General features: G+C 71.7%; 24 protein-coding genes. 4 read left to right on the top strand and 20 right to left on the bottom strand.

Going from position 1 to position 26,497, the window contains the following annotated elements; translation table 11 throughout:
* Positions 1-2 precede the first annotated feature (2 nt).
* From ABL310_RS18605 to ABL310_RS18625, 5 genes are all read right to left on the bottom strand, one after another.
* Complete coding sequence (locus tag ABL310_RS18605; protein ID WP_349368489.1) at positions 3-1,430, bottom strand: aldehyde dehydrogenase family protein; 1,428 nt, start codon at positions 1,428-1,430, stop codon at positions 3-5.
* Between the two features lie 40 nt (positions 1,431-1,470).
* On the bottom strand, positions 1,471-3,252 hold the full coding sequence (locus tag ABL310_RS18610) for a thiamine pyrophosphate-binding protein (protein WP_349368490.1): 1,782 nt from the start codon (positions 3,250-3,252) through the stop codon (positions 1,471-1,473).
* Positions 3,253-3,271: 19 nt separating this feature from the next.
* On the bottom strand, positions 3,272-4,828 hold the full coding sequence (locus tag ABL310_RS18615; RefSeq protein ID WP_349368491.1) for a tripartite tricarboxylate transporter permease: 1,557 nt from the start codon (positions 4,826-4,828) through the stop codon (positions 3,272-3,274).
* Between the two features lie 3 nt (positions 4,829-4,831).
* Positions 4,832-5,314, bottom strand: coding sequence for a tripartite tricarboxylate transporter TctB family protein (locus tag ABL310_RS18620; RefSeq protein WP_349368492.1), 483 nt, complete (start codon positions 5,312-5,314; stop codon positions 4,832-4,834).
* A gap of 75 nt (positions 5,315-5,389) precedes the next feature.
* On the bottom strand, positions 5,390-6,373 hold the full coding sequence (locus tag ABL310_RS18625) for a tripartite tricarboxylate transporter substrate binding protein (RefSeq protein WP_349368493.1): 984 nt from the start codon (positions 6,371-6,373) through the stop codon (positions 5,390-5,392).
* Positions 6,374-6,688: 315 nt separating this feature from the next.
* Here ABL310_RS18625 and ABL310_RS18630 point away from each other — a divergent pair, with 315 nt between their 5' ends.
* The gene (locus tag ABL310_RS18630) at positions 6,689-7,534 is read left to right on the top strand and encodes an IclR family transcriptional regulator (RefSeq protein ID WP_349368494.1); all 846 of its coding nucleotides are present in this window, start codon (positions 6,689-6,691) and stop codon (positions 7,532-7,534) included.
* A complete protein-coding gene (locus tag ABL310_RS18635; protein WP_349368495.1) occupies positions 7,521-8,306 on the top strand; it encodes an SDR family NAD(P)-dependent oxidoreductase in 786 nt (261 codons plus the stop codon). The genes ABL310_RS18630 and ABL310_RS18635 overlap by 14 nt, the downstream gene beginning before the upstream one ends.
* An 83-nt stretch (positions 8,307-8,389) precedes the next feature.
* Here ABL310_RS18635 and ABL310_RS18640 read toward each other — a convergent pair whose 3' ends face one another.
* The 5 genes from ABL310_RS18640 to ABL310_RS18660 form a co-directional block, all read right to left on the bottom strand.
* On the bottom strand, positions 8,390-10,438 hold the full coding sequence (locus tag ABL310_RS18640) for an ABC transporter ATP-binding protein (protein ID WP_349368496.1): 2,049 nt from the start codon (positions 10,436-10,438) through the stop codon (positions 8,390-8,392).
* Positions 10,439-10,520: 82 nt separating this feature from the next.
* Positions 10,521-11,387 (bottom strand): ABC transporter permease, encoded by an 867-nt coding sequence (locus ABL310_RS18645; protein ID WP_349368497.1) that lies wholly within the window; start codon positions 11,385-11,387, stop codon positions 10,521-10,523.
* Positions 11,374-12,318: an ABC transporter permease gene (locus ABL310_RS18650; protein ID WP_349368498.1), complete on the bottom strand. Its 945-nt coding sequence runs from the start codon at positions 12,316-12,318 to the stop codon at positions 11,374-11,376. The genes ABL310_RS18645 and ABL310_RS18650 overlap by 14 nt, the downstream gene beginning before the upstream one ends.
* 19 nt (positions 12,319-12,337) lie before the next feature.
* The gene (locus ABL310_RS18655) at positions 12,338-13,894 is read right to left on the bottom strand and encodes an ABC transporter substrate-binding protein (RefSeq protein WP_349368499.1); all 1,557 of its coding nucleotides are present in this window, start codon (positions 13,892-13,894) and stop codon (positions 12,338-12,340) included.
* 109 nt (positions 13,895-14,003) lie between these two features.
* On the bottom strand, positions 14,004-16,025 hold the full coding sequence (locus tag ABL310_RS18660) for a CocE/NonD family hydrolase (RefSeq protein ID WP_349368500.1): 2,022 nt from the start codon (positions 16,023-16,025) through the stop codon (positions 14,004-14,006).
* A 135-nt stretch (positions 16,026-16,160) separates the two neighbouring features.
* Between ABL310_RS18660 and ABL310_RS18665 the strand changes: the two genes are divergently transcribed.
* The gene (locus ABL310_RS18665; protein ID WP_349368501.1) at positions 16,161-16,973 is read left to right on the top strand and encodes a helix-turn-helix transcriptional regulator; all 813 of its coding nucleotides are present in this window, start codon (positions 16,161-16,163) and stop codon (positions 16,971-16,973) included.
* A 38-nt stretch (positions 16,974-17,011) separates the two neighbouring features.
* On the opposite strand, the gene ABL310_RS18670 is transcribed toward ABL310_RS18665, so the two are convergent.
* The 3 genes from ABL310_RS18670 to ABL310_RS18680 all read right to left on the bottom strand — a co-directional run bounded on the left by ABL310_RS18670 (position 17,012) and on the right by ABL310_RS18680 (position 19,299).
* Positions 17,012-17,215, bottom strand: coding sequence for a dodecin family protein (locus ABL310_RS18670; RefSeq protein WP_349368502.1), 204 nt, complete (start codon positions 17,213-17,215; stop codon positions 17,012-17,014).
* Between the two features lie 77 nt (positions 17,216-17,292).
* Positions 17,293-18,105, bottom strand: a complete 813-nt coding sequence (locus ABL310_RS18675) for a glutathione S-transferase family protein (protein ID WP_349368503.1) — start codon at positions 18,103-18,105, stop codon at positions 17,293-17,295.
* Between the two features lie 96 nt (positions 18,106-18,201).
* Positions 18,202-19,299, bottom strand: a complete 1,098-nt coding sequence (locus ABL310_RS18680) for a mandelate racemase/muconate lactonizing enzyme family protein (protein ID WP_349368504.1) — start codon at positions 19,297-19,299, stop codon at positions 18,202-18,204.
* Between the two features lie 183 nt (positions 19,300-19,482).
* On the opposite strand from ABL310_RS18680, the gene ABL310_RS18685 reads away from it, so the two are divergent.
* A complete protein-coding gene (locus ABL310_RS18685) occupies positions 19,483-19,635 on the top strand; it encodes a hypothetical protein (RefSeq protein ID WP_349368505.1) in 153 nt (50 codons plus the stop codon).
* Between the two features lie 87 nt (positions 19,636-19,722).
* On the opposite strand, the gene ABL310_RS18690 is transcribed toward ABL310_RS18685, so the two are convergent.
* The 7 genes from ABL310_RS18690 to ABL310_RS18720 all read right to left on the bottom strand — a co-directional run bounded on the left by ABL310_RS18690 (position 19,723) and on the right by ABL310_RS18720 (position 26,497).
* Positions 19,723-19,884: a hypothetical protein gene (locus ABL310_RS18690; RefSeq protein WP_349368506.1), complete on the bottom strand. Its 162-nt coding sequence runs from the start codon at positions 19,882-19,884 to the stop codon at positions 19,723-19,725.
* A 101-nt stretch (positions 19,885-19,985) separates the two neighbouring features.
* Entirely contained in the window at positions 19,986-21,398 is a 1,413-nt protein-coding gene (gene chrA / locus ABL310_RS18695; RefSeq protein ID WP_349368507.1) for a chromate efflux transporter, read from the bottom strand.
* A 34-nt stretch (positions 21,399-21,432) separates the two neighbouring features.
* Positions 21,433-21,786 (bottom strand): phosphoribosyl-ATP diphosphatase, encoded by a 354-nt coding sequence (gene hisE, locus ABL310_RS18700; RefSeq protein ID WP_349368508.1) that lies wholly within the window; start codon positions 21,784-21,786, stop codon positions 21,433-21,435.
* 46 nt (positions 21,787-21,832) lie between these two features.
* Positions 21,833-22,336 (bottom strand): RNA pyrophosphohydrolase, encoded by a 504-nt coding sequence (locus tag ABL310_RS18705; RefSeq protein ID WP_349368509.1) that lies wholly within the window; start codon positions 22,334-22,336, stop codon positions 21,833-21,835.
* A gap of 1 nt (position 22,337) precedes the next feature.
* The gene (locus tag ABL310_RS18710; RefSeq protein WP_349368510.1) at positions 22,338-23,588 is read right to left on the bottom strand and encodes a divergent polysaccharide deacetylase family protein; all 1,251 of its coding nucleotides are present in this window, start codon (positions 23,586-23,588) and stop codon (positions 22,338-22,340) included.
* A gap of 153 nt (positions 23,589-23,741) precedes the next feature.
* The gene (locus ABL310_RS18715) at positions 23,742-25,079 is read right to left on the bottom strand and encodes a S41 family peptidase (RefSeq protein ID WP_349368511.1); all 1,338 of its coding nucleotides are present in this window, start codon (positions 25,077-25,079) and stop codon (positions 23,742-23,744) included.
* Positions 25,079-26,497 carry a peptidoglycan DD-metalloendopeptidase family protein gene (locus tag ABL310_RS18720; protein WP_349368512.1) on the bottom strand — a complete coding sequence of 473 codons (1,419 nt, stop codon included), beginning with the start codon at positions 26,495-26,497 and terminating at the stop codon, positions 25,079-25,081. Before ABL310_RS18720 ends, ABL310_RS18715 begins: the two co-directional genes overlap by 1 nt.

Below are 26,497 nucleotides of genomic sequence, written 5' to 3' on the forward strand. Positions count from 1 at the left end.
CCTCACAGGTTGAACAGGACGAGACGTTCCTCGGTCATGTCGCGGATGGCGTAGCGCGGCCCCTCGCGCCCGATCCCGCTGTCCTTGACGCCGCCATAGGCGAGCTGGTCGGTGCGCCAGGTCGAGGTGCCGTTGACGATGACGCCGCCGGTCCTGAGCCGGCGAACGAGGGACATCGCCGTCTTCGTGCTGTCGGTGAAGATACCGCATTGGAGCCCGTAGCGGCTCTCCGAGATCTGCCGCACCGGCTCGTCGAGATCGTCGTAGGGAACGAGGCTCGCCACCGGGCCGAACACCTCCTCGCACACGACCTTCATCGTGGGCGTCGCGTCGGCGAGGAGGGTCGGCTCGTAGGCGGCGCCGTGGCGCTTGCCCCCGGCGAGGAGCCGCGCGCCCTCGGCGACCGCTTCCGCCACCCACGCCTCCACGCGCCGCGCGGCGGCCTCGTCGACGAGCGTGCCGACGTCGGTGCCCGGGGCGAGCGGATCGCCGATCCTCAGCGCGCGCATCTGCGCCGCGATCCGCTCGCCGAGCGCGCCGGCGAGGCGGCGGGGGACGTGGATCGTCTGCACGGAGATGCAGCTCTGGCCCGCGAGCCGCACCGCGTTGCGGGCGAGGATCGGCGCGATGGCGTCGAGATCCGCGTCCTCGCAGACGATGGTCGGCCCCGCGCCGCCGAGCTCGAGCGCGACCGGCTTGAGGCCCGCCCGCGCGCGGATGTCGGAGCCGGCGCGCGAGGAGCCCGTGAAGGTGATCATGTCGATCCGCGGATCGGAGACGAGCGCGCGTCCGGTCTCCGCGCCGCCGTGCACGATCTGGACGAAGCGCCGCGGCACGCCGGCCTCGTAGAGCAGCTCGACCAGCCGGTGGACGACGAGCGGGCATTGCTGCGGGGGCTTGATGATGCTCGCGTTCCCCGCCGCGAAGGCGGGGGCGAGCTTGTGGCAGGCGAGATTGAAGGGCGCGTTGAAGGGCGTGATCGCCGCGACGACGCCGATGGGAAAGCGCATCAGGAAGGCCATCTTGCCGTGGCCCATGGCGCTGCCGTCGAGGGGCACGTGCGCGCCCTCGATGCGGATCGCCTCCTCGGCGGAGAGGGTGAGCGTGTCCATGGACCGCTTCACCTCGCCCTCGGCGTCGCCGAGCGCCTTGCCGGTCTCGCGCGCCATGATCTCGCCGATCTCGGCGGCGTGCGCCACGACGAGGTCGGCGGCCCGGCGCAGGATCGCGGCGCGCTCGTAGGCGGGCATGGCGGCGACCTCGGGCGCGGCGCGCTTCGCGGCGGCGACGGCGGCGGCGACCTCGTCCGGACCCGCCGTCGGGGCGGTGGAGACGACTCCGCCGCGATACGGGTCGCGGCTCTCGAACGGGTCGCGGCCGGCGACCGGCGCGCCGTCGATCATGTGGGTCAGCGTTGCAGGGCTCGGCATCGGGGCCTCTCCTCGGATGGGCGTGCGGGAGCGTTCGCGGTCAGGCGGGGCTCCAGGGCGCGCCGAAGGCGGGCTCGGGCGCCGGCAGCGGCGGGAGCTGCCAGGAGCCGGTGGAGGGCGGCTTCACGCCGGGATCGACCTCGAGATCGATCAGCGCCGGGCGGCCCGACGCGACGGCCTCGCGCAGCGCGTCGCGGAAATCGTCCGAGCGGCTCACCTTGACGCCGGAGACGCCGTGGGCGCGGGCGAGCGCGGCGAAATCGGGATTGTAGGGCTCGCCGTTCGGGCCGTGGGTGAAGCTCGTGCCGATCTCGCGGCCGCCGAACTGGCCGTGCTGGAGATCGCGGATCGCGCCCCAGGCATAATTGTTCCAGACCACCCAGATGGCCGGGATGTCGTATTCGATCGCCGTGCACAACACGTGCGGCGCCATGGTGAAGCCGCCGTCGCCGACCACCGCGATGCAGGGCCGCTCGGGCGCCGCGAGCTTCGCGCCGAGCACGCCGCAGACGCCGAAGCCCATGGCCGAGTAGCCCCAGGTGTTGAGCATGCTGCGCGGCCGGCGGCACTCCCAGAACTGCATGAACCAATTGTGGTGCGAGCCGGAATCCGGCACGAGGATCGCGTCGTCCGGCGCGACCTGCCGGATGTCGGCGACGACCCGCTCCGGGCGCATCGGGTTCGTGTCGATCTCGAAATTCGGGGCGATGAAGGCCGTCCACTCCGCCCGCCAGCCGGCGATCCGCGCGAGCCATTCCCGGGTGCCCTCGTGACGCCCGATCCCGCGCCGGTCGAGCTCGGCGAGGAGCTGGCGCAGGAAGGTGCGCGCGTCGGCCTGGAGCCCGATCGCCGGCTCGTAGTTGCGGCCGAGCTCGCCCGCGTCGATGTCGACGTGGATCAGCGTGGTCGGCGGGATGTTCCAGGAATAGCCCTGGCGCCAGGACGAGGCCGAGCGGTCGTCGAAGCGCGCGCCGACGGTGAGCAGCACGTCCGCGTGCCGGCCGGCCTGGTTCGCCGTGTAGGCGCCGTTGCGCCCGATGAAGCCGAGCGCCAGCGGGTCGGTCATGTCGAGCGTGCCCATCCCGTTGGGCGAGGCGACCTGCGGGATCTGCAGGCGATGCTGGAGCGCGGTGAGCTCCGCCCCGGCGTCGGAGAGGGTGACGCCGTGGCCGACGAAGATCAGCGGCGCGCGGGCGGCGAGAAGCAGGTCGACGACGGCGGAGACCGCCTCCGGCGCGGCGCCGGGACGATTGTCGATGCCGGCGCGGTCCATCGGGTCGAGCGCGACCTCGGCGCTCTCCTGGAAGAGGTCGTAGGGCACGTCGAGATTGACCGGCCCCGGACGCCCCGAGGTGAGGAGGTTCGTCGCCTGGCGCAGGGCGAGCGGCAGCATCTCGACGCGGGTCGGCTGGAAGGAGCGCTTGACGAAGGGCTTGAGCGCCTCCGGGAAGCTCGCCTGGCCGTGCATGTAGGTTTCCTGGAACGGCCCGCGATTGAACTGCGAGGTCGGCACGTTCGCCGTGATCGCCAGGAAGGCCGAGCTGTCCGCCTGGGCGCAGGCGAGCGACATCGGGATGTTGGCCGAGCCCGGGCCGCAGGAGGTGAGCGTCGCGACCGGCTGGTGCGAGACGCGGAAATAGGCGTCGGCCATGTGGCCCGCGGTCTGCTCGTGGCGCGGCGAGACGAGCCGGATCCTGTCCTTGCGGTCGTAGAGCGCGTCGAGCATGCCGACGTTGCCGTGGCCGCAGATGCCGAAGACGTAGGGCATGCCCTCGCGGATCAGATGCTCGGCGATGAGATCGCCGCCTTTGGTCGAGGTCATGCGACCGTCTCCTCGTTCGTCATGAAAGCGCTTCGTCGGGGGTGCGCGGCCGCGCGACGTCTTGGGGGGCGCCCGCCCCCGGCGGTCCGTCGCGGCGGCGACGCCGCCGCCGCAGGGCGGCCACGATCGGGCTGAGCCAGATCAGGATGGCGAGGACGCCGAGGCCCGCCGCGATCGGCCGGCCGAAGAAGGCGGTGAGGTCGCCGCGCTGGGCGATCATCGCCTGCATGAAGTTCTGCTCCAGCAGCCCGCCGATCACCATGCCGAGGATCAGCGGCGCCACGGGAAACTCGTTCTCCTGCATGAAGAACGACACGATGCCGGCGACGAGCGCGATCCAGACGCCGAGCATGGAATTGTTGATCGCGTAGGCGCCCACCATCGTGAACACGAGGACGATGGGCATCAGCACCGTGCTGGGCACGCGCAGGAGCTGGCTCGCGAGCCGGATGGCGACGTAGCCGACCGGGATCAGCACCAGGTTCGCCACGAAGAAGGACACGAAGATCGAGTAGACCAGCGGCGCGTTCTCGACGAACACCATCGGCCCCGGCTCCAGGCCCTTGAGGAAGAGCACCCCGATCACGATGGCCGTGACCGAATCGCCCGGGATGCCGAAGACGAGCGAGGGCACCCAGGTGGTGGAGGTGGCGGAATTGTTCGAGGCGCTCGCCGCGACGATGCCCTCCGGATGGCCCTTGCCGAAGCGCTCGGGCGTCTTCGAGAACCTGCGGGCGAGCGCGAAGGAGACCCAGGCGGCGATGTCGGATCCCGCGCCCGGCAGCGCGCCGATCAGCGTGCCGATGCCCGAGCCGCGGGCGAGGTTCGCCCTGTAGCGCCAGATGGTGCGGCAGGCCGCGCCGACATCGATGCGCTGGACCTTCGCCGCGCGCCCGTCCCCGCGCGGCGGGTGGATCAGGCAGCGCAGCACCTCGGCGACGGCGAAGACGCCGATCATCACCGGGATGAAGTGGATGCCCTCCATCAGCGTCAGCGTGCCGAAGGTGAAGCGCGGCTGGCCCGAGATCATGTCGAGGCCCACCGTGGCGAGGAGGAGCCCGATCGAGAGCGAGACGAGGCCCTTCACCGGGTTCGAGGCCGCGACCAGCGCCGCCGTGCTCAGGCCGATCACCGCGAGCCAGAAATACTCGTAGTACTGGAACTCGAGGGCGAACTCGGCGAGCCACGTCGCCGAGAAGGCGAGCGCCAGCGTGCCGACGAGGCCGCCGACGACGGAGCAGAGCAGCGAGATCATCAGCACGGTGCCGCCCTCGCCGCGCAGGGTCATCTCGTGCGCCTCCTCGGCGTAGGCGGCCGAGGCCGGCATGCCGGGGATGCGCAGCAGCGCGCCCGGCAGGTCGCCGGCGAAGATCGCCATGGCGACGGCGGTGGCGATGGCGGCGAGCGCCGCGACGGGCTCCATGAAGAAGGTGATCGGCACGAGCAGCGCCACGGCGACGGTGGCGGAGATCCCCGGCATGGCGCCGGCGAAGATGCCGAAGACGCAGGCCCCGAGGATCACGGCCAGGATCTCCAGCCGGAACACGAGCGCGAAGGCGGCGAGGAGCGCGTCCATGGCTCAGCTCACCAGCCAGAGCTCGATCACGCCGAAGGGCAGCGGCACCCGCAGCCATTGGGCGAAGAGCACGTGGATGCACGCCGTCGTCGCCAACGCGATGGCGAGGCTCGATCCCAGCCGCCGCGGCCCGCGGGTGACGACGAGGAGCCCCGTCAGCATCAGGGCCGCCGTGAGCAGGAAGCCGAGCCGCTCGGAGAGCAGGACGTAGAACAGGACGCTGCCGACGACCGCCGCGAACAGCCCGTAGGAGCGCGGCTGCCGCGCCCAGCCCTCCAGCCGGGCCCAGCCCTCGCGCGGGAGCGCACGCAGCCCGTTGACGACGAGGATCACGCCGCCGAGACCCATGGCGATGGCGATCATCCGCGGGAACAGGCTCGGGCCGTAGGGCACGCCGGGCATGGTGCGGAACGAGCCCGCATGGACGAAGGCGAAGATCGCGATGGCGAGCACGATCGCGCCGGCGATGGCGTCGTTGACCTTCATCGGAAACGTCCTGTCACGGGGGAGCGCAAGGCCGGCCGGGCGCGCGCGGCGTCCGGCCGGGAAGCGGGCGCGGGGTCAGATCATCCCGGCGGCTTCCATCACCTCGCAGATCGCCTTGTCCTCGGAGGCGTGGAAGGCCTTGGCCTCCTCCGGGCCCATCCAGGTCATGGCGAAGCCGCGATCGCCCATGAAGGTCGTGAAGGACTCGCTGTCGTAGGCGGCGCGCACGGCCGCGACGAGACCGTCGCGCAGATCCTCCGGCAGGCCCTTGGGCGCGCCGATCATGCGCCAGGTCTGCGAGGTCCACTCCGCCCCGATCGCCTCGGCGACCGTCGGCACGTCGGGCAGGCGCTCGAACCGGTCCGCGCCCATCGTGGCGAGCGGGCGGATCTTGCCGGCCTCGACGAGGGGCGCGGCGGTGGAGAGCGGCGGCGTCACGAAGTCGACAGCGCCGGAGGCCGCGTCCTGCAGCGAGGGACCGCCGCCCTGCGAGGGCACCCAGGTCACCTTGCTCGGGTCGATGCCGGCGGCGACCATCAGGCCCGCCCAGGCGAGATGATAGATGCTCCCCGTGCCCGAGCCCGAGGCGGTGAACGTGCCGGGCGGGTTCTCGCGGATGGCCTCGAGCGCCTGCTCCAGCGTCTCGAACTCGGAATCCGCTCCGACGCTGACCGCGGCCGGCTCGGTGTTGATCAGCGCGATGTGGGTGAACTCGTCGGCGGTGAGCTCGGTGAGGCCCTGGCAGACGAGCTGGCTGAGATCGACGTTGATCGTGCCGATCGTGTAGCCGTCCGGCGCGGCGCTCGCCATGGCGGTGTGGCCGATGATGCCCGAGCCGCCCGTGCGGTTGACCACGTTCACCGGCTGGCCGAGCTCCTGCTCCATGGCCGCCGCGAGGGAGCGCGCCACCGTATCGGTGCCGCCGCCGGCGCCCCAGGGCACGATCAGGGTGATCGGCCGGTTGGGGAAGTCCTGGGCCGCCGCCGGGCCGACCGCCGCCGCGAGCGCAGCGAGGGTCCCGACCGCGACGCCCGTCAAGGTTCCGCGAAGCTTGGTCATGTCGATTTCCTCCCAGAAGTCGTTCCGCGACCGGCGGAGCGCCGCCTTGTGCTTTTTTATCGAGGCGACCGGACCGCCCTTTGGGAAGGCTAGGAGCGGTTCGCAGGTCCCGTCAACAGTTTTCTCGCATGGGCACATCTAATCTCATTGGGTGAGAAAAATAAGCGGCGAGGCGCCGTCGCGCAGCGCCCGCGTCGAGTCGAAAAGCCGAGGAAATCCAGGCATGTCGTGCGGGATGGCCCGGCTTCCACGAACCCCCATTGCGTTTTCCCGTATTGTGAGGGTAGGTTTCGCCATCTGGAAAAGGAGGCCCATGTGGCGGAAGACGGCAAGCCCGATCGGGACGGCAGGATCCAGTCGCTGGAGCGCGCCTTCGCGGTGCTGGAGGAGGTCGCACGGCATCGCGACGGCGTCACGCTGTCGGAGATCAGCCGGGCGGTGGGCCTGCACACCTCGACGCTCTACCACGTGACGCGCACGCTGGTGGCGCTCGGCTATCTGCGTCCCGGGACGAACGACAAGCGCTACCGCATGGGCCGGGCGGTGTTCCAGCTCGCCTCGGCCTGCCTCGACGAGGCCGAGATCTGCGACACGGTCGAGCCTTTCCTCGACCGGCTGGCGCAGGCGACCGGCGAGGCGACGCACTACGCCATCTGGGAGCGCGGCAGCGCGCTGATCCTCACCCGCCGCGCCGCGCCGAACGCGCTGCAGATCACCGAGCGCGTGGGCACGCTGCGCCCGCTCTATTGCACGGCAATCGGCAAGGCTCTGCTCTCGGGGCTGTCGGAGGACGCGTACGAGGCGCATGTCGCCGGGATCGCGTTCGAGCCCTACACGCCGAGCACGCTCAAGGACGCGCAGGCCCTGCGGCTGCAGATCGAGGCCGTCCGGCGCGACGGCATCGCCTTCGACGATTGCGAGTTCAACGCCGAGGTGCGCTGCATGGCGGCGCCGGTGCGCGATTTCCGCGGGCGGGTGGTCGGCGCCGTCGGCTTCTCCGGCCCGGTCTGGCGCACCTCGCTCGGCGCCATGGCCGACCACATCGCGCTCACGCGCTCGGTCGCCGCCGAGATCTCGGACCGCTTCGGCTTCCGCCCCGCGGCGGTGGCGGAGGAGGTCGCGCCGGAAGCCGAGGGGAGGACGCGCCGTGCCGGATCGTGAGCTCGCGGGAAAGACCGCCGTCGTCACCGGCGCCAGCAAGGGCATCGGCCGCGCCATCGCCGCGCGGCTCGCGGCCGAGGGCTGCGCCGTCGCCCTCGTCGCGCGCTCGCAGGACGCCCTCGCCGAGGCGGCGCGCGCGATCGAGGCCGCCGGCGGGCGCGCGACGCCCGTCGTCGCCGACCTGTCCACCGAGGACGGGTGCCGCACGGCGGCGGACGCCGCGCTCGCGGCGCTCGGCGGGGTGGACGTCCTGGTCAATTGCGCCGGCGACACCAAGGCCGGCGCCTTCCCCGCGCAGCCGGACGCGGACTGGACCGCCGGCTTCGCGCTCAAGCTCTTCGGCGCCGTGCGGCTGACGCGGGCGCTGTGGCCCGCGCTGAAGGAGCGCAGCGGCACGGTGATCAACATCGGTGGCGCCGCCGCCATGACGCCGAGCCCGGGCTTCATGGTGGGCGGCGCCGTGAACGCGGCGCTGGCGCACTGGTCGAAGGCCCTCTCGAAGCAGGGCCTCGCGGAGGACGTGAACGTCGCGATCGTGCATCCGGGCATGACCGTGTCGGACCGCATGGAGCGGCTGTTCGCGCAGCAGGCCGAGGCCGAGAACCTGCCGGTCGAGGACGTGCGCCGCCGCGCGATCGCGGCGCAGGGCGTCCGCCGGCTGGGTACGCCGGAGGACGTCGCCGAGGCGGTGCTGTTCCTGTGCACGCCCCGGGCGCGCCATCTCCAGGGCGCCTCGTTGCTGGTGGACGGCGGCGCGACGCCCGGGCTCTGACGCACGCCCGTCCGAGCGGACGTTGCGGAAAAGCCGGCTCGTGCGCGCCCGCGGTGGATCGACCCTGTCGCGCCGCAGGACCGTCAGGCGTGGTCCAGCGGATGGAAGCAGGCGTGCCGGCGCCCGCCGCCGGCGGCCACGACGGGCGGCTTCTCCGCGCGGCAGCGCGGCTGGGCGAACGGGCAGCGCCCGGCGAAATCGCACCCTGCGGGGCGTTCGAGCAGGCTCGGCACCTCTCCCGAGATCGAGACGTGCGTGCGCCGGCGGTCCGGGTCGGGCTGCGGCACGCCCTCGACGAGCGCCTTCGTATAGGGGTGCAACGGCGCCCGGAACACGGCCTCGGTCGGGCCCTCCTCGACGATGCGCCCGAGATACATGATGGCGAGCCGGTCGGCGATGTGGCGCACGACGGGAAGGTTGTGGGTGATGATCAGGTAGCCGAGCCCCTTCTGCGCCTGCAGGTCCGCCATCAGGTTCAGGATCTCGCCCTGGACCGAGACGTCGAGGCCCGCCGTGGGCTCGTCGGCGACGACGAGCTTCGGCTCGAGCGCGAGCGCGCGGGCGACGCCGACACGGCGCGCCTGGCCGCCGGAGAGCTCGTGGGGATAGCGCGCGAGGAGCGGCCGCGGCAGGCGCACGAGATCGGCGAGGCGCTCGGCCTCGCGGTCGAGGTCGCGGCCGGCGAGGCCGTGGATCTCGAACGGCTCGGTGATCAGCGCGCGCACCGACTTGCGCGGGCTCAGGGAGCCCACGGGATCCTGGAACATCATCGCCATGTCGCGGCGCAGCGGCTTGAACCGGCTCTCCGGCAGCCCTCGGATCTCGCGGCCCTCGAAGCGCACCGAGCCGCCCTGCGCCGGCACGAGGTTGAGGATCGTGCGCCCGAGCGTCGTCTTGCCCGAGCCCGACTCGCCGACGAGCCCCACGGTCTCGCCGCGCGCCACCGCGAGGTCGACGTCGAGCACCGCGTCGACGAACGGGTCTGCGACGCCCTTCAAGCGCGCCCGGATCGCGCCGAGGGTGCGGAAGCGAACATGGAGGTTCGAGACCGCGAGCAGCGGCGGGGTCCCGGCATCGGCGCCTTCGGCGGCGGCCGGCGCGGCGGACGGCGGCGGCTCCGGCGCCAGCGCGACGGTCTCCCGCGGCGGCCAGGACGGATCGGCGTGCGGTCCCTCGAGCAGATGGCAGCGCGCGACGCCGCCCGGGCCGGCCGCGCGCGGCGGGGGCGTGTCGCGGCACGGCGGCATCGCGCGCGGGCAGCGGTCGACGAAGACGCAGCCCGGCGGCGGCTTCGTCAGGTCCGGGATGTCGCCGGGAATGACGGGGAGCCTGCGGGTGCGCGTCGCGATCCGCGCCGGGTCGCATTCCAGCAGCGCGCGGGTATAGGGGTGGCGCGCGTCGTGGAACACGCTGCGCACGTCGCCCGCCTCCACCACCTCGCCGGCATACATGACGACGACGTCGTCGCACAGCTCGGCGATGAGGCCGAGATTGTGCGAGACGACGACGACCGTCGTGTCGAGCTCGCGCTGGAGCTCCTGCAGGAGATGGATGATCTGGGCTTCCATCGTGACGTCGAGCGCGGTGGTCGGCTCGTCGGCGAGGAGGAGCTTCGGCCCGGTCAGGAGCGCCATGGCGATGCCGGCGCGCTGGCGCATGCCGCCGGAGAAGTGGTGCGGGTACTGGTCGACGCGCGCCTGCGGGTCGGGGATGCCGACGCGCTGCATCATCTTCACGGCCGCCCGCCGCTTGTCGGCGGCCGAGAGGTCGCGGCGGCGGTAGAGCACGTCGCGCATCTGCCGGGCGTAGCTGAGCACCGGGATCTGCGAGGTCATCGGGTCCTGGAAGACGACGGAGATCTCCTCGCCGCGCGCCGCGCGCAGGGCCGGCTCGCCGAGCGAGAGGAGATCGCGCGCGCCGAAGCGGATCGCGCCGGCGCGCACCTCGGCGTTTCCGGCGAGGAGGCCGAGGATGGACCAGAGCACGGTGCTCTTGCCCGAGCCGCTCTCGCCGACGATGCCGACGACGCGTCCCTTCCGGACGGGGAAGCTCACGTCCCGCAGGGCCTGCACGCGCCCGCGCGCCGTGCGGAAGTCGACCGAGAGGCCGCTGATGTCGAGGAGCGTCTCCACCCTCATCGCCCCCTGCCCATGCGCGGGTCGAAGACGTCGCGCAGCGCCTCGCCCAGGAAGGTGAAGCCGAGGGTCGTGAGGATCAGCGGCACGCCGCCGGCGACCACCATCCACGGCGTGTCGCGGATGACGAGGTAGCCCAGTAGCCCTCGTTGAGGATCGTCCCCCAGCTCGCCGTCGGCGGCAGCACGCCGAGCCCGAGGAAGCTGAGGCCCGCCTCGACGGTCACGACGACGGGCACGTCCATCGCGGCGAGGATGAGGAGCGGGCCGATGACGTTCGGCATGACGTGATGGCGCAGGATCCGGCCGAGCCCCGCGCCGAGCGAGCGCTCCGCCAGGATGAACTCGGTGTTGCGCAGGCTCAGCGTCGCCGTGCGCGCCACGCGGGCGTATTGCGGGATCGAGGTGACGATGACGATGGCGAGCACGAGCTCGAGGCTCGGGCCCGTCAGCGCGACGGTGGCCAGCGCGAGCACGATGGTGGGGAAGGCGCGCACCGTGTCGAAGGCGAGGAGCAGCAGGTTGTCGAGCCAGCGCGGGCCGAAGCCGGCGAGCATGCCCAGCACCAGCCCCGCCGCGAGCGCCGTCGAGACGCCGATCGCGGCGATCTTCAAGGCCACCCGCCCGCCGTAGAGCAGGCGCGAGAAGGTGTCGCGGCCGAGTTGGTCCGTGCCGGCGAGGTGCTCGAGGCTCGGGCCCGAAAGCCGGGCGGGGATGTCCAGCGCGTTCGGGTCGTAGGGCGCGAGCCACGGCGCGAAGAGCGCCCCGGCGAAGAACAGCGTCACGAGCACGAGCCCGGTGACGCCCTGCCAGTTGCCGAGAAAGGCGCGCAGGGCCTCGCGGCGCTCGCGGGCGGCGGATTCGCGGATCTCGCCGGGGCCGACGGGCTCCGGCGTTCCGGCGGGATCGGCGACGACGAGGCCGCCCGTGGGATCAGAGGCTTTCACGGACACGGGGATCGAGCCAGGCGACGAGGATGTCGGAGAGGAGGACGACGACGACGTAGAGCCCGGTCGCGACGAGGACGGCGCCCTGCACGACGGGGAAGTTGCGCGCCATCACGGCGTCGAAGATCAGCTTGCCGAGGCCCGGGCGGGCGAAGATGATCTCGGCGAAGACGGTCGAGGAGATCAGCCCGCCGAAGCCCATACCGATGAGCGTGATCGTGGGCAGGATCGCGACCCGCAGCGCATAGCCGAACACCACCGTACCCGGGGCGAGCCCGAAGGCGCGGGCCGAGCGCACGAACGGCTCGTTCATCACCTCGAGCATGGAGGCGCGCACCATCCGCGCGAGGTAGCCGACCCAGCTCAGCCCGACCGCGAAGGCCGGCAGGACGAGGTGCGCGAGCTGGTCGATCGGGTCTCCCGGCTCGCCCGCGCCGATGGCGGGGAGCCAGCGCAGCTCCACCGCGAAGACGAGGAGCGCCCAGATCGACACGAGGAAGGAGGGGATCGCGATCGTCCCCACCGAGAGGACGCCCGCGATGCGATCCGACCAGGAGTTCGGCCGCACCGCGGCGAGGCAGCCGAGCGGGATGCCGAGGAGCATCGCCCAGCCCATGGCCGTGACGACGAGGGCGAGCGTGAAGCCGATCCGCTCCGCGATGACGGCCGAGACGGCGCGGTCCGAGAACACGTCGAGCCCGAGATCGCCCTGGACGGCGTTGCCGACATAGATCGCGAACTGCACCCAGATCGGCTCGTCGAGGTGCATCTTCTCGGCGTAGCGCGCGATCGCCTCGGGCGTCGCGCGCGGCCCGAGCGCGATCGTCGCCGGATCGCCGGGGATCAGGTGCAGGAGCGAGAACAGCACCAGGACGACGGCGGCGACGACCGCCGCCGACAGCCCCAGGCGCTTCGTCAGGTAGACGAGCATCTCTCCGCGCCGGCCCGGATCAGGCCTTGCCGAAGCGGCGGTAGTTCAGCTCGCCCGACGGCGCCGCCACCACGTCGATCGCGGTCGTGTGCACGAAGGCCTCCGGCTCGTGGTTGATCCAGACGTAGGCGCCGGTCTCCTCCATGATGTCCTGCATGCGCAGGTAGATGGCGCGGCGCGTGTCCGGATCGGTCTCGGCGATGCCCTCCTCGTAGAGGCGATCGTATTCCTCGCTCGTCCAGCGCTCCCAGTTCCACTTGCCGACCTGGCTCGACACGAACCAGGAGGTGGCCTCGTAGGGGTCGGGCGTGGTGCCGAAGCGCATGAGCCAGAGCTCGAGGTCCTTCCAGGTGTCGCCCTTGCTCTCCTGGCCCATCTCCCAGAACGGGCCGCTGTCGAGGGGCAGAACCGTCACGGCGATCCCGACCGCGCCGAGATTGGCCTGGATGATCTGCGCGGCGAGGAGCCGTTCCTGCGTGTTGAGGGTGCGCAGCGTGAGAGACAGCCCGGACGCGCCGGCCTCGGCGAGCAGCGCGCGGGCCTCGTCCGGATCGTAGTCGTAGAACTTCGTCGCCTCGCGCTGGCCGAGCAGGCCCGGGCAGATGATGCCGTTCGACTTCGTCGTCGTGCCCGAATAGGCGCCGATGAGGATCGACTCGACGTCGACCGCATGCTGGATCGCGCGGCGGACGCGGACGTCCTGCAGCTTGGGATGCGCGGTGTTCATCCCCATCCACATGTATTGCAGCTCGCCCGCGACCGTGATCTCGGCGCCGGCCGGCATGTCGGCCCTGTAGCGCGCGAGCGTGTCGGCGGAGACCTCCGTGCAGTCGAGCTCGCCCGCCTCGAAGGCGAGCTCGGCCGCCTTCACCTCGGTGATCACGTTCGCCTCGATGCGATCGAAGGCCGGCTTCGGGCCGGTCCAGTCCGGGTTCGCCGTGAACACGGCGCGCTGCCCCGGGATCGTCTCGTAGGTGTAGGGGCCGCACACGGCAGGGAAGCGCGTGGTGAAGCGTCCGCCCGCCTCCGTCACCGCCTTCTCCGAGAGGATCGCGCCGGGCCCGTGGCAGAGCGTGATCATCACGAACGGCGCGAAGGGCTTCGAGAGCACGATCGTGCCGCTGCGCTCGCCGGTGACGTCGACGCGCTCCATGGCCTCGAAATAGCCCGACCAGTCGCTCTCCTTCATGCGCTCGTAGGAGAACTTGACGTCGGCCGCGGTGACGGGGCCGTAGCCGCCCGACCAGGTCAGGCCTTCGGCGAGGGTGAAGTCGATGTGCGTCGGGTCGCGCTGCACCAGCGTCTCGACGAAGTAGGTCGGCTTCCAGCCGAAGCTGCCGCCCTCGCGGCTGTACTCGGCGAGGAAGGGCAGGCACTGCTTCTGCGCCTCGATCTCGGTGCCGCCGGTCATGTAGCCGGGGTCGAGCACGTCGTTGTCGCCGTCGAGGCGCAGCCTCAGGACGGAGCCGGTCTGGGCGAAGGCGCCCGCGCCGCCGAGGCCGGGCAGCGTTCCCAGCGCGCCGAGCGCGACCGACGAGGCCAGGAAGCCGCGGCGCGTCGTGGTGAGCTTGGTCATCTCTCGTTCCCCCTTGATGTTTTGTCGTCGATTGAGCCGGCTTCACGGCCGCACCGCAATTTCGTGACCCTTCGCGAGAAGACGCGCCACCCGCGTCTGCTCGCGTCGCTCAGACGAGCCGGCGCGGAATGCGCTCGTCCCAGATCTGCTCGTGCACGAGCGTCTCGCCCTCGTAGACCTTGACCTGCGCCTCGATGCGGAAATGCGTGAGGTCGGCGGTGAGCCGCGTCTCGGTGCGGCTGAGCATCGACCAGTCGCCGCGCGAGAGGCCGTACTCCCACTGCGTTCGGCCGACGACGGAGCCGAGATCGTCGGGGATCACGGAATAGGTCTCGTAGCCCTGCTTGCGCACCGTCAGGTCGTTGTCGTGGAGCGTGAAGACCCCGCCGCCGTCCGCGACGCGCACCGTGATCGCGCCGGTCGCGGCGTCCTCGCAGACGGTCCAGCCGATCTCGGGCTCCTGGTGCGTCGTCTTCGGCGGCGGAGGCGCGGCCTCGGGCGGCGCGAAGGGCGCGAGCGCCGCGTCCTCGGGCGCGGGGCTCCGCAGCGGCAGCTCGAGCGCGCTGTCCTCGGTGTGGAGCGTCAGGGTCACCGGCTCCGGTGCGGGCCAGATCATCGGGAAGTAGCTCGTCGACACGGCGAGCCGCACGCGGTGGCCCGCGGCGAAGCGCTGGGCGACGTGCTTCATCGGCACGACGACCCGATAGCGCGCGCCTGGAACGAGCGGCTGCGGATGCTCGTGCCCGTCGCGGTGCGTGAGGTTCAGGACGCCGAAGGAGACGCGCGTCGCCCGGCCGTCGCGGTCGACGTCGACGAGGCGCGCGGCGACCTGCGCCACCGGCTTGTCCACGGAGAGCTCGAGGACGAGGTTGGCGTCGCCGGCGATCTCGAGCGGCTCCGCGAGGGGCGGCGTCTCGAAGCACAGGCTGCCGGCGTCGTCGCGGCGCTGGTCCGTCGGCGCGTCGCCCGGCGCGGCGTAGCCGCACCACTTGCCCGAGGCCGAGCCGACGTCGAGGGGCGAGCGATGGACGAGCGCGCCGTGCGGGCGCTCGGCCTCGGGCCCGAGACTGCCGTCGGCGCCCATGTGGAACGGCGTGCGCGTCACGTTCGGCGAGGGCCAGGAGGGCTCGGCCACCCAGCGGCCGGGGCGCGCGTCGTAGGTCCCCTGCGGCGGCACGCTGTCCTGCATGAACAGGCGCAGCATCGGCTCGTCCATGATTCCGGTGTCGCGGCCCTTGAGCCAATGGTCCCACCAGCGCAGCTCCTCCTGCAGGAAGCCGATGGCCGGTCCCGGCGCGCCGAGATGCGGGTAGCGGTGGGCCCAGGGGCCGACGAGGCCCTTCTTCGGTCCGCGCAGGTTCTGCATCAGCCGGAAGACGCTGCGGCAATAGCCGTCGGCCCAGCCGGACACGGCGTAGACGGGGATGCGGATCGCGTCCCAGTCCTCGCAGACCGAGCCGTGCTTCCAGAACGCGTCCCGGGTCTGGTGCTCGAGCCAGTTCTTCAGCCACAGGCCCGAGCCGTCGAGCCGCTCGCGCCACATCTCACGCCAGCGGGACCCGACGTTCTCCGGATCCGGCGGCAGCGTGTTGCGGCCGAACATGATCGAGGCCCAGGAGAGCTGCTCGCCGAGCAGGCAGCCACCCATGTAGTGGATGTCGTCGGCGTAGCGGTCGTCGGTCGAGCAGAGCGTCACGATCGCCTTCAGGGCCGGCGGACGCAGCGCGGCGATCTGCAGGCCGTTGAAGCCGCCCCAGGAGATCCCGATCATGCCGACCTGCCCGTCGCACCAGTCCTGCGCGGCGATCCAGGCGATGGCGTCGCAGCCGTCCTGAAGCTCCTGCGGCAGGTACTCGTCGGCCATCAGCCCTTCCGAATCGCCGCTGCCGCGCAGGTCGAGCCGCACCACCGCGTAGCCGTGCCCCGCGAGATAGGGCTGCATCGAGGCGTCGCGCTCGGTGGTGAGATCGTTCTTGCGATAGGGCAGGTACTCGAGGATCGCGGGCACGGGGTTCGTGCGCGCGTCCGCCGGCATCCAGATGCGGGCCGCGAGGCGGCAGCCGTCCGGCATGGGGATCTCGATGTGGCGGATTTCCTCGACCTGGCGAGGGAAGGACGCGACGTGCTTCATGAAGTCTCGGCGGCGTGGGGCGGCGGGCGCCCGCGGTTGACGATGTGCGCCGAGCCTCGGGAGGCGGGCCGGACTTGGCAATTTCGCAGGCCTTCGCGACTTGACACGACTTCGGCTTCGGTATGCTCTCCGGCGATGGATGATCCCTTCCGCGCCAACCTCGCGCTCCTGTGCAGCTACCACCCCTCCATCGCGGACGTGTGCCGGAAGCTCGATTTCAACCGACAACAGTTCAACAAGTATCTGGGCGGCCAGTCTCGGCCCTCGCGCAGCAACCTGCGCCGGATCTGTGACTTCTTCGGGGTCACGGAAGCGGAAATGCTGCTGGAGACGGTGCAGTTCGAGCAGCTCGTCGCCGTGCGGCGGCGTCCGCTCACGGACGAGACCATGACGGAGCCGTTGCGGCGTGTCGAGAAGCTCTACCGGGCGAGCCAGAACCTGGACAAGTACGTCGGATCGTACTTCCGGTATTTCTACTCGTTCGGCAATGCGGGCAAGATCATCCGCTCCTTCGCCACGATCGCCAAGCACGACGGACGGTATTACTGGAAGAACGTCGAGATCCTGCGCGACCTGGAGACGGGCCGAAACGTCGGCGTGAACAAGTACGAGGGCGCGGTCTTCTTCCTCTCCGACCGGATCTACGTCGTCGAGCACGAGTCCCTGCAGCAGAGCTCCATCACCCAGGTGACGCTCTATCCGAGCTACCGGACCCGGGTCGAACGCCTGCTCGGCGTCCAGACCGGCGGGCCGACGCGGCGCGGCCGGCGCCCCGGCGCCTCCAAGGTGCTGCTCGAATATCTCGGCCGCGACGTCGACCCCCGCAAGGCGCTGGCGAAATGCGGCCTGCTCGACCCCGCCGATCCGAGCCTCGGCGCGGACATCGCCGGGCAGATCGCCAACACGATCACGCCGCCGAGCTTCGTGCTGGAGGTCGAGGAGCCGTAGAGGCGTCGCGGGCGCTCAGAGCCCGACGCTCGTCGAGATCAGTCTTCGAGGATGAAGGTCACCGCGAGGTTCACCTTGTAGGCGGATACCCTTCCGTTCTCCACCATCACGTTCTGATCCTTGACCCAGGCGCCCGTGATGTTGCGCAGGCTCTTCGATGCGCGCTCGATGCCCTGCTTGACTGCATCGTCGAAGCTGGTGGGCGATGTGGCGGAGATCTCCGTGACCTTGGCGACGCTCATGCTGCTCTCCCGTTCCGTGCGCAGAACCGATTGGAGAGCAACAGGGCGCAGGCTCGATGGTTCCGGGCGCGCTCGTCTCACGATCCCGACGGCCCCGCTGGAACGAGCCCGAGCGCCGCGTCCGAGGCCGGCGGAGCGTACTTCTCGCGTGGCGGCCAGGGGCGCTCGCGCCAGTGCGGCTCGAAGGCGAAGCTCGAGCGCGTGCGGCCGGGGAGCAGCGCGCCGTTGCCGGCGCCGAGCGCGTAGTCGTAGTAGAGCTTCACGATTTCCTCGCGCGAGACCTGCTGCGCCGCCTCGTGCGCCAGGCAGGCGTCGCGCCAGCGGCGCACCCGCTGGAGCGTCTCCGGGATGTCGTAGCCCTCGTAATGGTCGAGGAACCAGAAACGGGCGAAGAGCGGCGCGAAGACCGCCTCGGCCAGGCCGAAATCCTCGAACAGGAAGGTGCGATCGGGCGCCTGCCAATTCAGGAAGTCGTCGAGCTTGGCGTATTGCGCGTCCATGCCCGACGCGAAGGCGTCGCGCCGGGCGAGATCCTGGTTCATGACGAAGCCGTAGCCGGCCGTCGTCAGCCCGCCCTCCAGCGCGATCAGCATCGCTTCCACGGCGCGGTCGTAGGGGTCCGTCCGGGCGATGCGCGGCTCCGGAAAGCGATCCTCGATGTAACGCAGGATGACGAGGCTCTCCTTGACGATGCGCCCGTCCTCGGTCTCGAGAACCGGCAGGGCCGTCGTGCCCCGCGTCTTCTCGAGCAGAGCGGGATCGCGCGGCTTCGTGATGTCCACGACGCGGAAGTCGACGGCGTGCGCGAGCCCCTTGAGCGCGAGCAGGATCTCCACCCGCTGGGAGAAGGGGCAGACGGGGATGTGGTGGATGGTCGGCTTGTCGCGCATGGCCTCGCTCTCGTCTCCGCCCCCGAGGAGCGGCGTCGATGCAGGGCAGCACGCGAGCCGGCAGCACGCAAGGCCACGATCACCCGTCGGGCGCCGTCAAGCCGCCTCCACGCGCGTCTCGCGCAGCGCGTCCCGATCCGGCTCGACGCCCCATCCGGGCGCCGACGGCAGCGTCGTCCGCCCGTCCTGCGGGACGGGCACGTGCGTGAAGAGCGTGTGCTCGACCTGGTCGGCCCCGAGATGGACCTCCGCGAAGGTTCCGTTGGCGAAGGCCGCGACGTGATGCAGGCTGAAGATCCCGCCGCCGCCCGCATCCGAGAGCGGACGATTGTAGACGTGGGCGAGCGCGGCGACCCGGCGCGTCTCGGTCATGCCGCCGTTGAACATGCTGTTCGGCATGAACACGTCGAGGGCGTCGTGCTCGATCCATTCGCGAAAGCGCGAGGAGTGCCCGTCCATCTGGCCCGCGGAGAGCGGGATCGCCGTCTTGCGGCGCAGCATGGCGAGGTCGCGGGCGTCGTTGTCGTGGAGCGGGTCCTCGAACCAGGCGATCCCGGCATCCTCCAGGGCGCGGGCCAGGAGGAGGGCCGCGTCGAGGCCGATGCCTTCGTTGGCGTCGATGGCGAGCATGACCGCGTCCCCGACCGCCTCGCGCACCCGGCGCACCCGGTCGATGTCCGCGGTCAGGCCGTGGCTCGTGCCGACGAGCAGCTTGAGCCTCGCATGGCCCTGCCCGACGAGCATCCGGGCCGTCTCGACGAGCTCGTCGCGATCGTAGCCGGGAAAGCCGAAGGTGACGTAGACGTCGGCGGCGTCGGAGTGCCCCCCGAGAAGCTGCGCGACGGTGCGCCCTGCCGCCTTCCCGGCCAGATCCCAGCAGGCGAGATCGATGCAGGACCTGGCCGCGAGATTGATGCCGCTCATGCGCCCGCGCTCGGAGGCGAGCGCCGCGAGACGCGCGTCGACGGCCTCGACGTCACGCGGGTCGAGCCCGACCACCGCGGGACCGAGGTGATGGTTCACGACGGCCGCCGTGCCGTGCGCGAGGAAGCGGCCGGTCATCCCGATACCGGCGAGGCCGTCGTCGGTCTCGATCTCGCAGACGACCCGCACCGCGTCCGGGATCGGCTTGCCCGAGACCGGCAGCGTGCCGCGCACGCGATGCACGCTGGCGACGACCTTGGCGATCTTCATCGGCTCCATCTCCCTGCCCGGGCGAGCACCGCCCTTCGGGGCGCAGCATGCGCACGCGGCGCCCGGCTGCCAAGCCGTGAGGTCCGCTCTCCCGCACGGCCCGCGCGCCGCCCTCTTTCCCGGCAGCCGTGCCGCCCTAGCTCTGCAGGAGACCGATCATCCATCGCCACCACGAGGCACGCCATGCAGAGCGCCCTCATCGTTTTGGGCGAGTTTCTTCTCCTCGTCGCCGTGATCGGCTTCGCGGTCCGCGAAGTCTGGACGCTCAGGCGCGAGAAGCGCCAGGCGGAGCGAGAGGGCGCGCGTCCGGCCGCCCGCGAGGATGCCGGCGAGTAGGCCCGACCATCAGCCGTGAATGCCGGCTTCGAGGTTCCGGGCGGACCAGCCCCGGCGCATCTTCACGTGCGTTCGCACGAGATGCCCTCACTTGTTCAGGAGCATGATCAGCGCGAAGCCGACCTCGTGGCCCGAGCCCTCCGGCTGGGTCGGCGCGCTCGACGCCATCACGCCGATGCCGCCGACGAGGCCGATCATCGTCGTGACGTAGAGGGTGGCGGCTGCGAGGGCGAGCGGGCGCTTGAACATGACGAGACCTCCGTGCGTGAGGTCTCGTGTAGCGAGCCGTGCCGGAACCGAGCCTGAGCGGCCCGTTCAGCTTCGCTTCATGTGGCGGCGGCCGGTCGCGCTCAGGCGACGAGCCCCGCGAGATGCAGGACGACGCCCGCCCCCGCCGCCCCGGCCAGCACGACGAGCATGCCCGCCTCGAAGCGGAACACGGCGAGGAGCGCCGCCGCCGAAAGCAGCGTCGCCCACGGGTCGACGCTCCCGAGGACCGGCGCCGCGAAATCGAGCCCGGCGGTGAGGACCGGCACGGTCTCGCGGAAGAGGACGTGGATCGAGAACCAGAGCGCGAGGTTCAGGATCACGCCCACCACCGCCGCCGTGATCGCCGAGAGCGTGCCGGCGAGCGGCCTGTTCTCGCGCAGGCGTTCGATCCAGGGCGCGCCGAGGAAGATCCACAGGAAGCAGGGCGCGAAGGTGACCCAGGTCGCGAGCAGCCCACCGAGCGCGCCGGCCAGCACCGGGTCGAGCCCTCCCGGATCGCGGAAGGCGGCGAGGAAGCCGACATATTGCAGGACCATGATCAGCGGCCCCGGCGTCGTCTCCGCCATGCCGAGACCATCGAGCATCTCGCCGGGCGCGAGCCAGCCATAGGCCTCCACCGCCTGCTGCGCGACATAGGCGAGGACGGCGTAGGCGCCGCCGAAGGTCACCATCGCCATCTGCGAGAAGAACAGCGCGATCTGCGTGTAGGTGTCCGTCGGCCCGAGCGCGAGGAAGAGCGCGGCCACGGGAACGAGCCAGATCGTGAGGCACACGCCCGCGACTCGCAGCGTCGCGCGCGCGGTCGGCCTCGCGTGCGGCGGCAGGCGATCGCCGACGAGGTAGTCGCCGCGCGGATCGTCGGCGGCCTGTGCGTTCTTCGGCGGCGGCAGGAAGGCGGGCGCGCCCGCGCGCGCGGCCAGGAAGCCGATCAGGCCCGCGCCGATGACGATGACCGGGAAAGGCACCGAGAAGAAGAAGATGCCGACGAAGGCCGCCGCTGCGAGCGCCCACATCGCGCCGTTGCGCAGGGCCTTGCCCGAGAGCCTCGCCAGCGCCTGGAGAACGATGGCGAGAACCGCCGCCTTCAGCCCGAAGAACAGGGCCGCGACGAAGCCGACGTTCCCGTAGAGCGCGTAGACGATGGACAGCGCCAGGATCGAGACGGCGCCCGGCAGGATGAACAAGAGCCCCGCCATCACGCCGCCGAGCGTCCGGTGGGTGAGCCAGCCGAGATAGGTGGCGAGCTGCTGCGCCTCCGGGCCGGGCAGCAGCATGCAATAGTTCAAGGCGTGCAGGAACCGGCTCTCCGAGACCCAGCGCTTCTCCTCGACGACGATGCGGTGCATCACCGCGATCTGCCCCGCCGGCCCGCCGAAGGAGAGCGCGGCGACCCGCGCCCAGACCCGGAAGGCCTCGCCGAGGCTCGGATGCGCCGGCGCGCCGGCGGGCGCATCGGTGGGCGGCGCGCCGCTCTCGGCCGTCGGCTTCGTCATCGGGGTGTCTCCGGGTCGCGTTCGCGCAACGAAGCTAGCGCAGGCGCTGGCGCGCGTCAGGGGCGCGCTTGCGCTCGGACTTCGGCACCTTCGCCGCGATGCCGTAATGCCGCTCGCGCCGCTCCATCTCCTCCCAGACCTGGCGCGGCTCGATCCCGGCGCCGGCCCACAGGACCGTGAGATGATAGATCAGGTCGGCGCTCTCGGCGACGATCCGGCCGGTATCGCCGCCCTGCGCGTCGAGCGCGGTCTCGACGGCTTCCTCGGCGAGCTTCTTGCCCATCTTGGGCAGGCCCGCGGCGAGAAGCCGGGCGGTCTTCGAGGTCGCCACGTCCTCGTTCCGGGCGGCGAGGACGGCGCGGTACAGACGGTCGATGGCGTCGCTCATCAGCCTCTGATGCGCGATTCGCGTGACGCGGCGATGACGAGGGCGGTCACACCGCCGCGAAGCGGGCGAAATCGGCCACGACCCGCTCGTAGACGGGGCGCTTGAAGGGGATGATCAGCTCCGGCAGGCGCTCGAGCCGCTCCCAGCGCCAGGCCTCGAACTCGGGCGCGTGCCCGGCCGGGGAGGCGATGTCGATCTCGCTCTCCTCGCCCTCGAAGCGGAAGGCGAACCATTTCTGCGTCTGGCCGCGCCATTTGCCCTTCCAGGCCTGCGCGGCGACCGTGTCGGGCAGGTCGTAGGCGTACCAATCGGCCGCCTCGCCGAGGAGGCTGGCGCTCGAGACGTTGGTCTCCTCGAGCAGCTCGCGACGCGCCGCGAGGAGCGGATCCTCGCCCGGGTCGATGCCGCCCTGCGGCATCTGCCAGACATAGGGGCCCTCGACGTGCTCCGGGCCGGATTCGGGGATACGCTTGCCGACGAAGACGAGACCTTCGCGGTTGAACAAAGCGACGCCGACACAAGGGCGGTAGGGCGGCTTCTCGTCTGGCATCCTAGCCTCCGGTGGGGACGGCGAGCGTGGCGGAGACCGGCGTCAGGCGCACGCCCCGCCGCTCGGCCTCGGCGGCCCAGGCGGCGATGCGCTCCACCGTCATCGGCAGCGCGCTCGCGGTGGCGAACGCGAAGCCGCGATCCCGGGCGAGGGTCTCCAGCCGGGCGAGCGCGGCGTCGATCCGGTCGGGATCGGGGACGGTGTCCAGAACGAGATCGGCCTGCGCCGCCGGGAGGCCCAGCGCGCCGGCGAGCGCCGGTGCGCGCGTCCGCGAGGAGGAGCCGTCGTCGACGAAGCCGAGCCCACGCCCGCCGATCTCGGCGAGGATCGGCCGAAATGCCGCGTCGTCGGCGGTGAGCCGCCCGCCCATGAAGTTCACCACGCCGACATAGCCGGTGAAGCGCCCCATCAGCCAATGCAGCCGGTCGCGATTGTCGTCGGCGGAGGCGGCGGTGGTGAGCGTATGCGGGCCCGGGTCGCTGGCGGGGTAGTCGAAGGGCTCCATCGGCGCCTGCAGGAAGATCTCGTGCCCGTCCTCTCGCGCTCGCGCCACGTGCCGGTCGAGATCGCCGCCATAGGGTGCGAAGGCGAGGCTGACGTCGCCCGGGAGCCGGTCGATGGCCTCGGCGGTACCCGTCTGGCTGATGCCGAGCCCGGTGACCAGGATGGCGACCCGTGTGCTCTCGGAAGCCACGAGCGGCGCGGCCGGGCGCGCGTAGACGGAAAGCGGCGTCGCGCCGTCCTCGCCGATGCGCGGCAGGAGCCCGTAGCGTGTGCGCTCGACGAGGCGCGGGTCCGGCGCCGGGGCGAGACCGCCGCCGGCGAGATCGGCCTGCGAGGGCGCCGCGGAGCCGTCCTGCGGCACCTGGATGATCAAGGCGCCCGAATCGGCCGCGCCGTCGGGGCGCATCACGTCGACGCCGGAGGCGCGCTCCACCTCGACGGCGGTCGCCCGCGGTCCCTGGCGCGGCAGGTCCTGGATCAGGGCGAGGCCGCTCTGCGGCGGGCTCGCGGCCGCGCCTTCGGGGGATGCGCCGTCGCGGATCTCGACGACGGCGTGCGGCTCGCCGCCCATCGGATCGTCGGCGAGGGCGAGATAGCCGCCGATCAGGGCGGCGGACGCCATCAGCGCGCCGGAGGCGATCCGCCCGAGCGGCAGCCGCGCCAGCGGCGAGCGCGCCCAGGCCGAGGGCTTCCTCGCCTCGCGATCCGCGCCGAGCGGCGTCGTCAGGTCGTCGGATGCGCTGGACACAGGACCCGTCTCCGCTCCCCTCACCCGTGATACCGGCCCTCTCGCCGGGGCCGAATCGCAACGGCCCGCCTCCAATGTCGAGCATCGAAGGCGGGCCGTCGAGTGCAGGGTGGCGACACGGCGGACGAAGCGCCGCCGCGTCGCGGCTTATCCTCAGTTCGGAACCGTCTCGGCCTCGGGCTCGCGCGCGGCGGAGTCGATCGCCGTCTCGATGCGCTCGCCGCGCAGGATCGCGATGGCGGCGGCGATCTGCGTGTCGTCCTCGGGATCCGGCGGCACGTAGGCGGAGGACGCGGGCATCTCCTCCTCCTCGCCGTTGGAGAGGTGGCCGCGCAGGCCCGCCTCGCCCTCGACCGCATCGCGACCGCGAAGCTCCTCGGGGACGTTCTGCAGCACGATCGTGTCCGGATCGATGCCCACCGCCTGGATGGAGCGGCCGGACGGCGTGTAGTAGCGCGCCGTGGTCAGGCGCAGCGCGCCCGTTCCGCCGAGGGGAATGATGGTCTGCACCGATCCCTTGCCGAAGGAGCGCGTGCCGATGACCGTGGCGCGCTCGTGGTCCTGAAGGGCGCCGGCGACGATCTCGGACGCGGAGGCCGACCCGCCGTTGACGAGCACCACGACCTGCTTGCCGTCGGTGAGGTCGCCCGAGCGGGCGGAGAAGCGCTGCGTCTCGGCCGCGTTTCGGCCCCGGGTCGAGACGATCTCGCCGCGGTCGAGGAACGCGTCGGACACCATGATCGCCTGGTCGAGCAGGCCGCCCGGATTGTTGCGCAGGTCGAGCACGAAGCCCTTGAGCCGCTCCTCGCCGATCTCCTCGGTGAGCTCGGCGATGGCCTTCTCGAGGTTCGGGTAGGTCTGCTCGTTGAACTGCGTCACGCGCAGGTAGCCGACGTCGTCCTCGGCGCGCCAACGCACCGGGCGGATGCGGATGATGTCACGGGTGATCGAGACCGTGATCGGCTCGGCGCCCTCGCCGCGGCGGATCCGCAGATCGACCGAGGAATTGACCGGGCCCCGCATCAGGTCGACGGCCTGGTTCAGGGTCAGGCCCTGCACCTCCTCGCCGTCGATATGGGTGATCAGGTCGTTGGCGAGCACGCCCGCCTTCGCCGCCGGCGTATCGTCGATGGGGGTGACGACCTTGACCAGGCCTTCCTCCATCGTGACCTCGATGCCGAGCCCGCCGAACTCGCCGCGCGTCTGCACCTGCATGTCGCGGAAGCTCTTGGGATCGAGATAGCTCGAATGCGGATCGAGCGAGGTGAGCATGCCGTTGATGGCCGCCTCGATCAGGGCGGCCTCCTCCGGCGCCTCGACGTAGTCCGTGCGCACCTTCTCGAAGACGTCGCCGAACAGGCTGAGCTGCCGGTAGGTCTCGGCGGAGGCCGCGATCGCGCTCGTGCCCGACAGGAGCGTCGGCTGCGACACCACGGTCGCCGCACCGGCGCCCATCGCCGCACCGATCATCAGGAGGGAAAGCTTGCGCATTATCCGCGAACCTCTTCGCCTTGCTGTTCTTGCCACCAGGGCGCCGGATCGATCGATCCACCGTCCTTCTTGAACTCGACGTACAGAACCGGGTCCGTCGTCTCCATGGCGCCGGCCGCTGGAGACAGGGCCGATTCGGCGCCCATGACGCCGACGGGCTCTCCCGCGAGGACGAACTGGCCGACGTCGACCGTGATGGTCTCCATCCCTGCGAGGAGAAGATAGTATCCCCCGCCCGCGTTGATGATCAAGAGACGCTCGAAGGACCGAAAGGGTCCCGCGAACGCCACCCAACCGTCTGCGGGCGCGGTCACGATCTCGCCCGGACGTGTCGAAAGTGAGATGCCTTGCGTACGCCCGCCATAGCCGTCGGGTGCGCCGAATGCGCGCAGCGTCTCTCCGGCCACGGGTCGCGGCAGAAGGCCGCGCGCCTCGGCGAAGGGCAGCGCCGGGGCGAGACGGGCCGGATCGCGGAACCCGGCTTCCTCGAAACGGGCGCGGGTCGCGTCGATGCGCGCCTGCGTCGCGGCGCGCGCCGCCGCGGCGGCTTCGCGAGCGGCGGCGATCTCGCGCTCCATGCCCGTGATCAGCTCCTCCAGGCTCGCGGCCTCGCCGGCCAGCGCCGCCGTGCGCGCCGCTTGCGCCTCCGCGTCGGCCCGCGCCGTCGCGAGGCGTGCCTGCCGCGCCTCGACCAACGCCGTGAGCCGGGCCCGCTCGTCGGCGAGGGCCTCGAGCTCGGCGGCCAGGGTGGCGCGATCGGTGGCGATGGCGCGGCGCAGGCGCACCAGCTCCTCGAGGTCGGCGGCGAGGGCCTCTGTCTCGGCGCGCAGCTCCGGGACGACCGAGCCGAGCAGCATCGAGGTACGGACCGCGGCGAGGATGTCCTCCGGGCGCACCAGCACCGCGGGCGGCGGGCGCCGGCCCATGCGCTGGAGCGCGGCGAGCACCTCCACGATCACGTCGCGCCGGCTCTCGAGCGAGCGGCGGATCGCCGCTTCCGAGCCGAGCAGCACCGACAGTCGCTCCTCGAGGTCGCCCGCCCGCGCCTCCAGGCCGCGGATGCGAGCGGTCGTCTCGATGAGGGCCTCGTTCAGCCGGGCGCGATCCTGGGAGAGCGTCGCGATCTCGGCGTCGAGCGCGCGGCGCCGCGTCGCCGCGTCGTCCAGCGCCTCCCGCAGGGCCTCGAGCTCGGCGGCGCGGGCCGCACGGGCGGCCTCGGTCTCGGCCGCCTCCGACTCGAGCGCGTCGGGATCGACGCCGGCCGGGTCGGACGTCGCGGGCGCGGCGGGCGCGTTCTGGGCGCGCGCGTCCCAGGCCGGCGCCGCCACGGCGAGCACGCCCAGCCCGAGCGCCGCCGCCAGCGCCAGGGCGGGCGGCGATCCGATCGCCCGGATGGGTCGCGGCGTCCGCCGGAACAT

Origin of the sequence: Salinarimonas sp. (genome assembly GCF_040111675.1) — a bacterium.
Taxonomy (GTDB): Bacteria; Pseudomonadota; Alphaproteobacteria; order Rhizobiales; family Beijerinckiaceae; genus Salinarimonas.

What these genes read in the sequence shown, in the direction of transcription:
- ABL310_RS18605 (WP_349368489.1), bottom strand. Translation starts at nt 1,430, where the DNA reads ATGCCGAGCCCTGCAACGCTGACCCACATGATCGACGGCGCGCCGGTC.
- ABL310_RS18610 (WP_349368490.1), bottom strand. Translation starts at nt 3,252, where the DNA reads ATGACCTCGACCAAAGGCGGCGATCTCATCGCCGAGCATCTGATCCGC.
- ABL310_RS18615 (WP_349368491.1), bottom strand. Translation starts at nt 4,828, where the DNA reads ATGGACGCGCTCCTCGCCGCCTTCGCGCTCGTGTTCCGGCTGGAGATC.
- ABL310_RS18620 (WP_349368492.1), bottom strand. Translation starts at nt 5,314, where the DNA reads ATGAAGGTCAACGACGCCATCGCCGGCGCGATCGTGCTCGCCATCGCG.
- ABL310_RS18625 (WP_349368493.1), bottom strand. Translation starts at nt 6,373, where the DNA reads ATGACCAAGCTTCGCGGAACCTTGACGGGCGTCGCGGTCGGGACCCTC.
- ABL310_RS18650 (WP_349368498.1), bottom strand. Translation starts at nt 12,318, where the DNA reads ATGCTCGTCTACCTGACGAAGCGCCTGGGGCTGTCGGCGGCGGTCGTC.
- ABL310_RS18655 (WP_349368499.1), bottom strand. Translation starts at nt 13,894, where the DNA reads ATGACCAAGCTCACCACGACGCGCCGCGGCTTCCTGGCCTCGTCGGTC.
- ABL310_RS18660 (WP_349368500.1), bottom strand. Translation starts at nt 16,025, where the DNA reads ATGAAGCACGTCGCGTCCTTCCCTCGCCAGGTCGAGGAAATCCGCCAC.
- ABL310_RS18665 (WP_349368501.1), top strand. Translation starts at nt 16,161, where the DNA reads ATGGATGATCCCTTCCGCGCCAACCTCGCGCTCCTGTGCAGCTACCAC.
- ABL310_RS18670 (WP_349368502.1), bottom strand. Translation starts at nt 17,215, where the DNA reads ATGAGCGTCGCCAAGGTCACGGAGATCTCCGCCACATCGCCCACCAGC.
- ABL310_RS18675 (WP_349368503.1), bottom strand. Translation starts at nt 18,105, where the DNA reads ATGCGCGACAAGCCGACCATCCACCACATCCCCGTCTGCCCCTTCTCC.
- ABL310_RS18680 (WP_349368504.1), bottom strand. Translation starts at nt 19,299, where the DNA reads ATGAAGATCGCCAAGGTCGTCGCCAGCGTGCATCGCGTGCGCGGCACG.
- ABL310_RS18685 (WP_349368505.1), top strand. Translation starts at nt 19,483, where the DNA reads ATGCAGAGCGCCCTCATCGTTTTGGGCGAGTTTCTTCTCCTCGTCGCC.
- ABL310_RS18690 (WP_349368506.1), bottom strand. Translation starts at nt 19,884, where the DNA reads ATGTTCAAGCGCCCGCTCGCCCTCGCAGCCGCCACCCTCTACGTCACG.
- chrA (WP_349368507.1), bottom strand. Translation starts at nt 21,398, where the DNA reads ATGACGAAGCCGACGGCCGAGAGCGGCGCGCCGCCCACCGATGCGCCC.
- hisE (WP_349368508.1), bottom strand. Translation starts at nt 21,786, where the DNA reads ATGAGCGACGCCATCGACCGTCTGTACCGCGCCGTCCTCGCCGCCCGG.
- ABL310_RS18705 (WP_349368509.1), bottom strand. Translation starts at nt 22,336, where the DNA reads ATGCCAGACGAGAAGCCGCCCTACCGCCCTTGTGTCGGCGTCGCTTTG.
- ABL310_RS18715 (WP_349368511.1), bottom strand. Translation starts at nt 25,079, where the DNA reads ATGCGCAAGCTTTCCCTCCTGATGATCGGTGCGGCGATGGGCGCCGGT.
- ABL310_RS18720 (WP_349368512.1), bottom strand. Translation starts at nt 26,497, where the DNA reads ATGTTCCGGCGGACGCCGCGACCCATCCGGGCGATCGGATCGCCGCCC.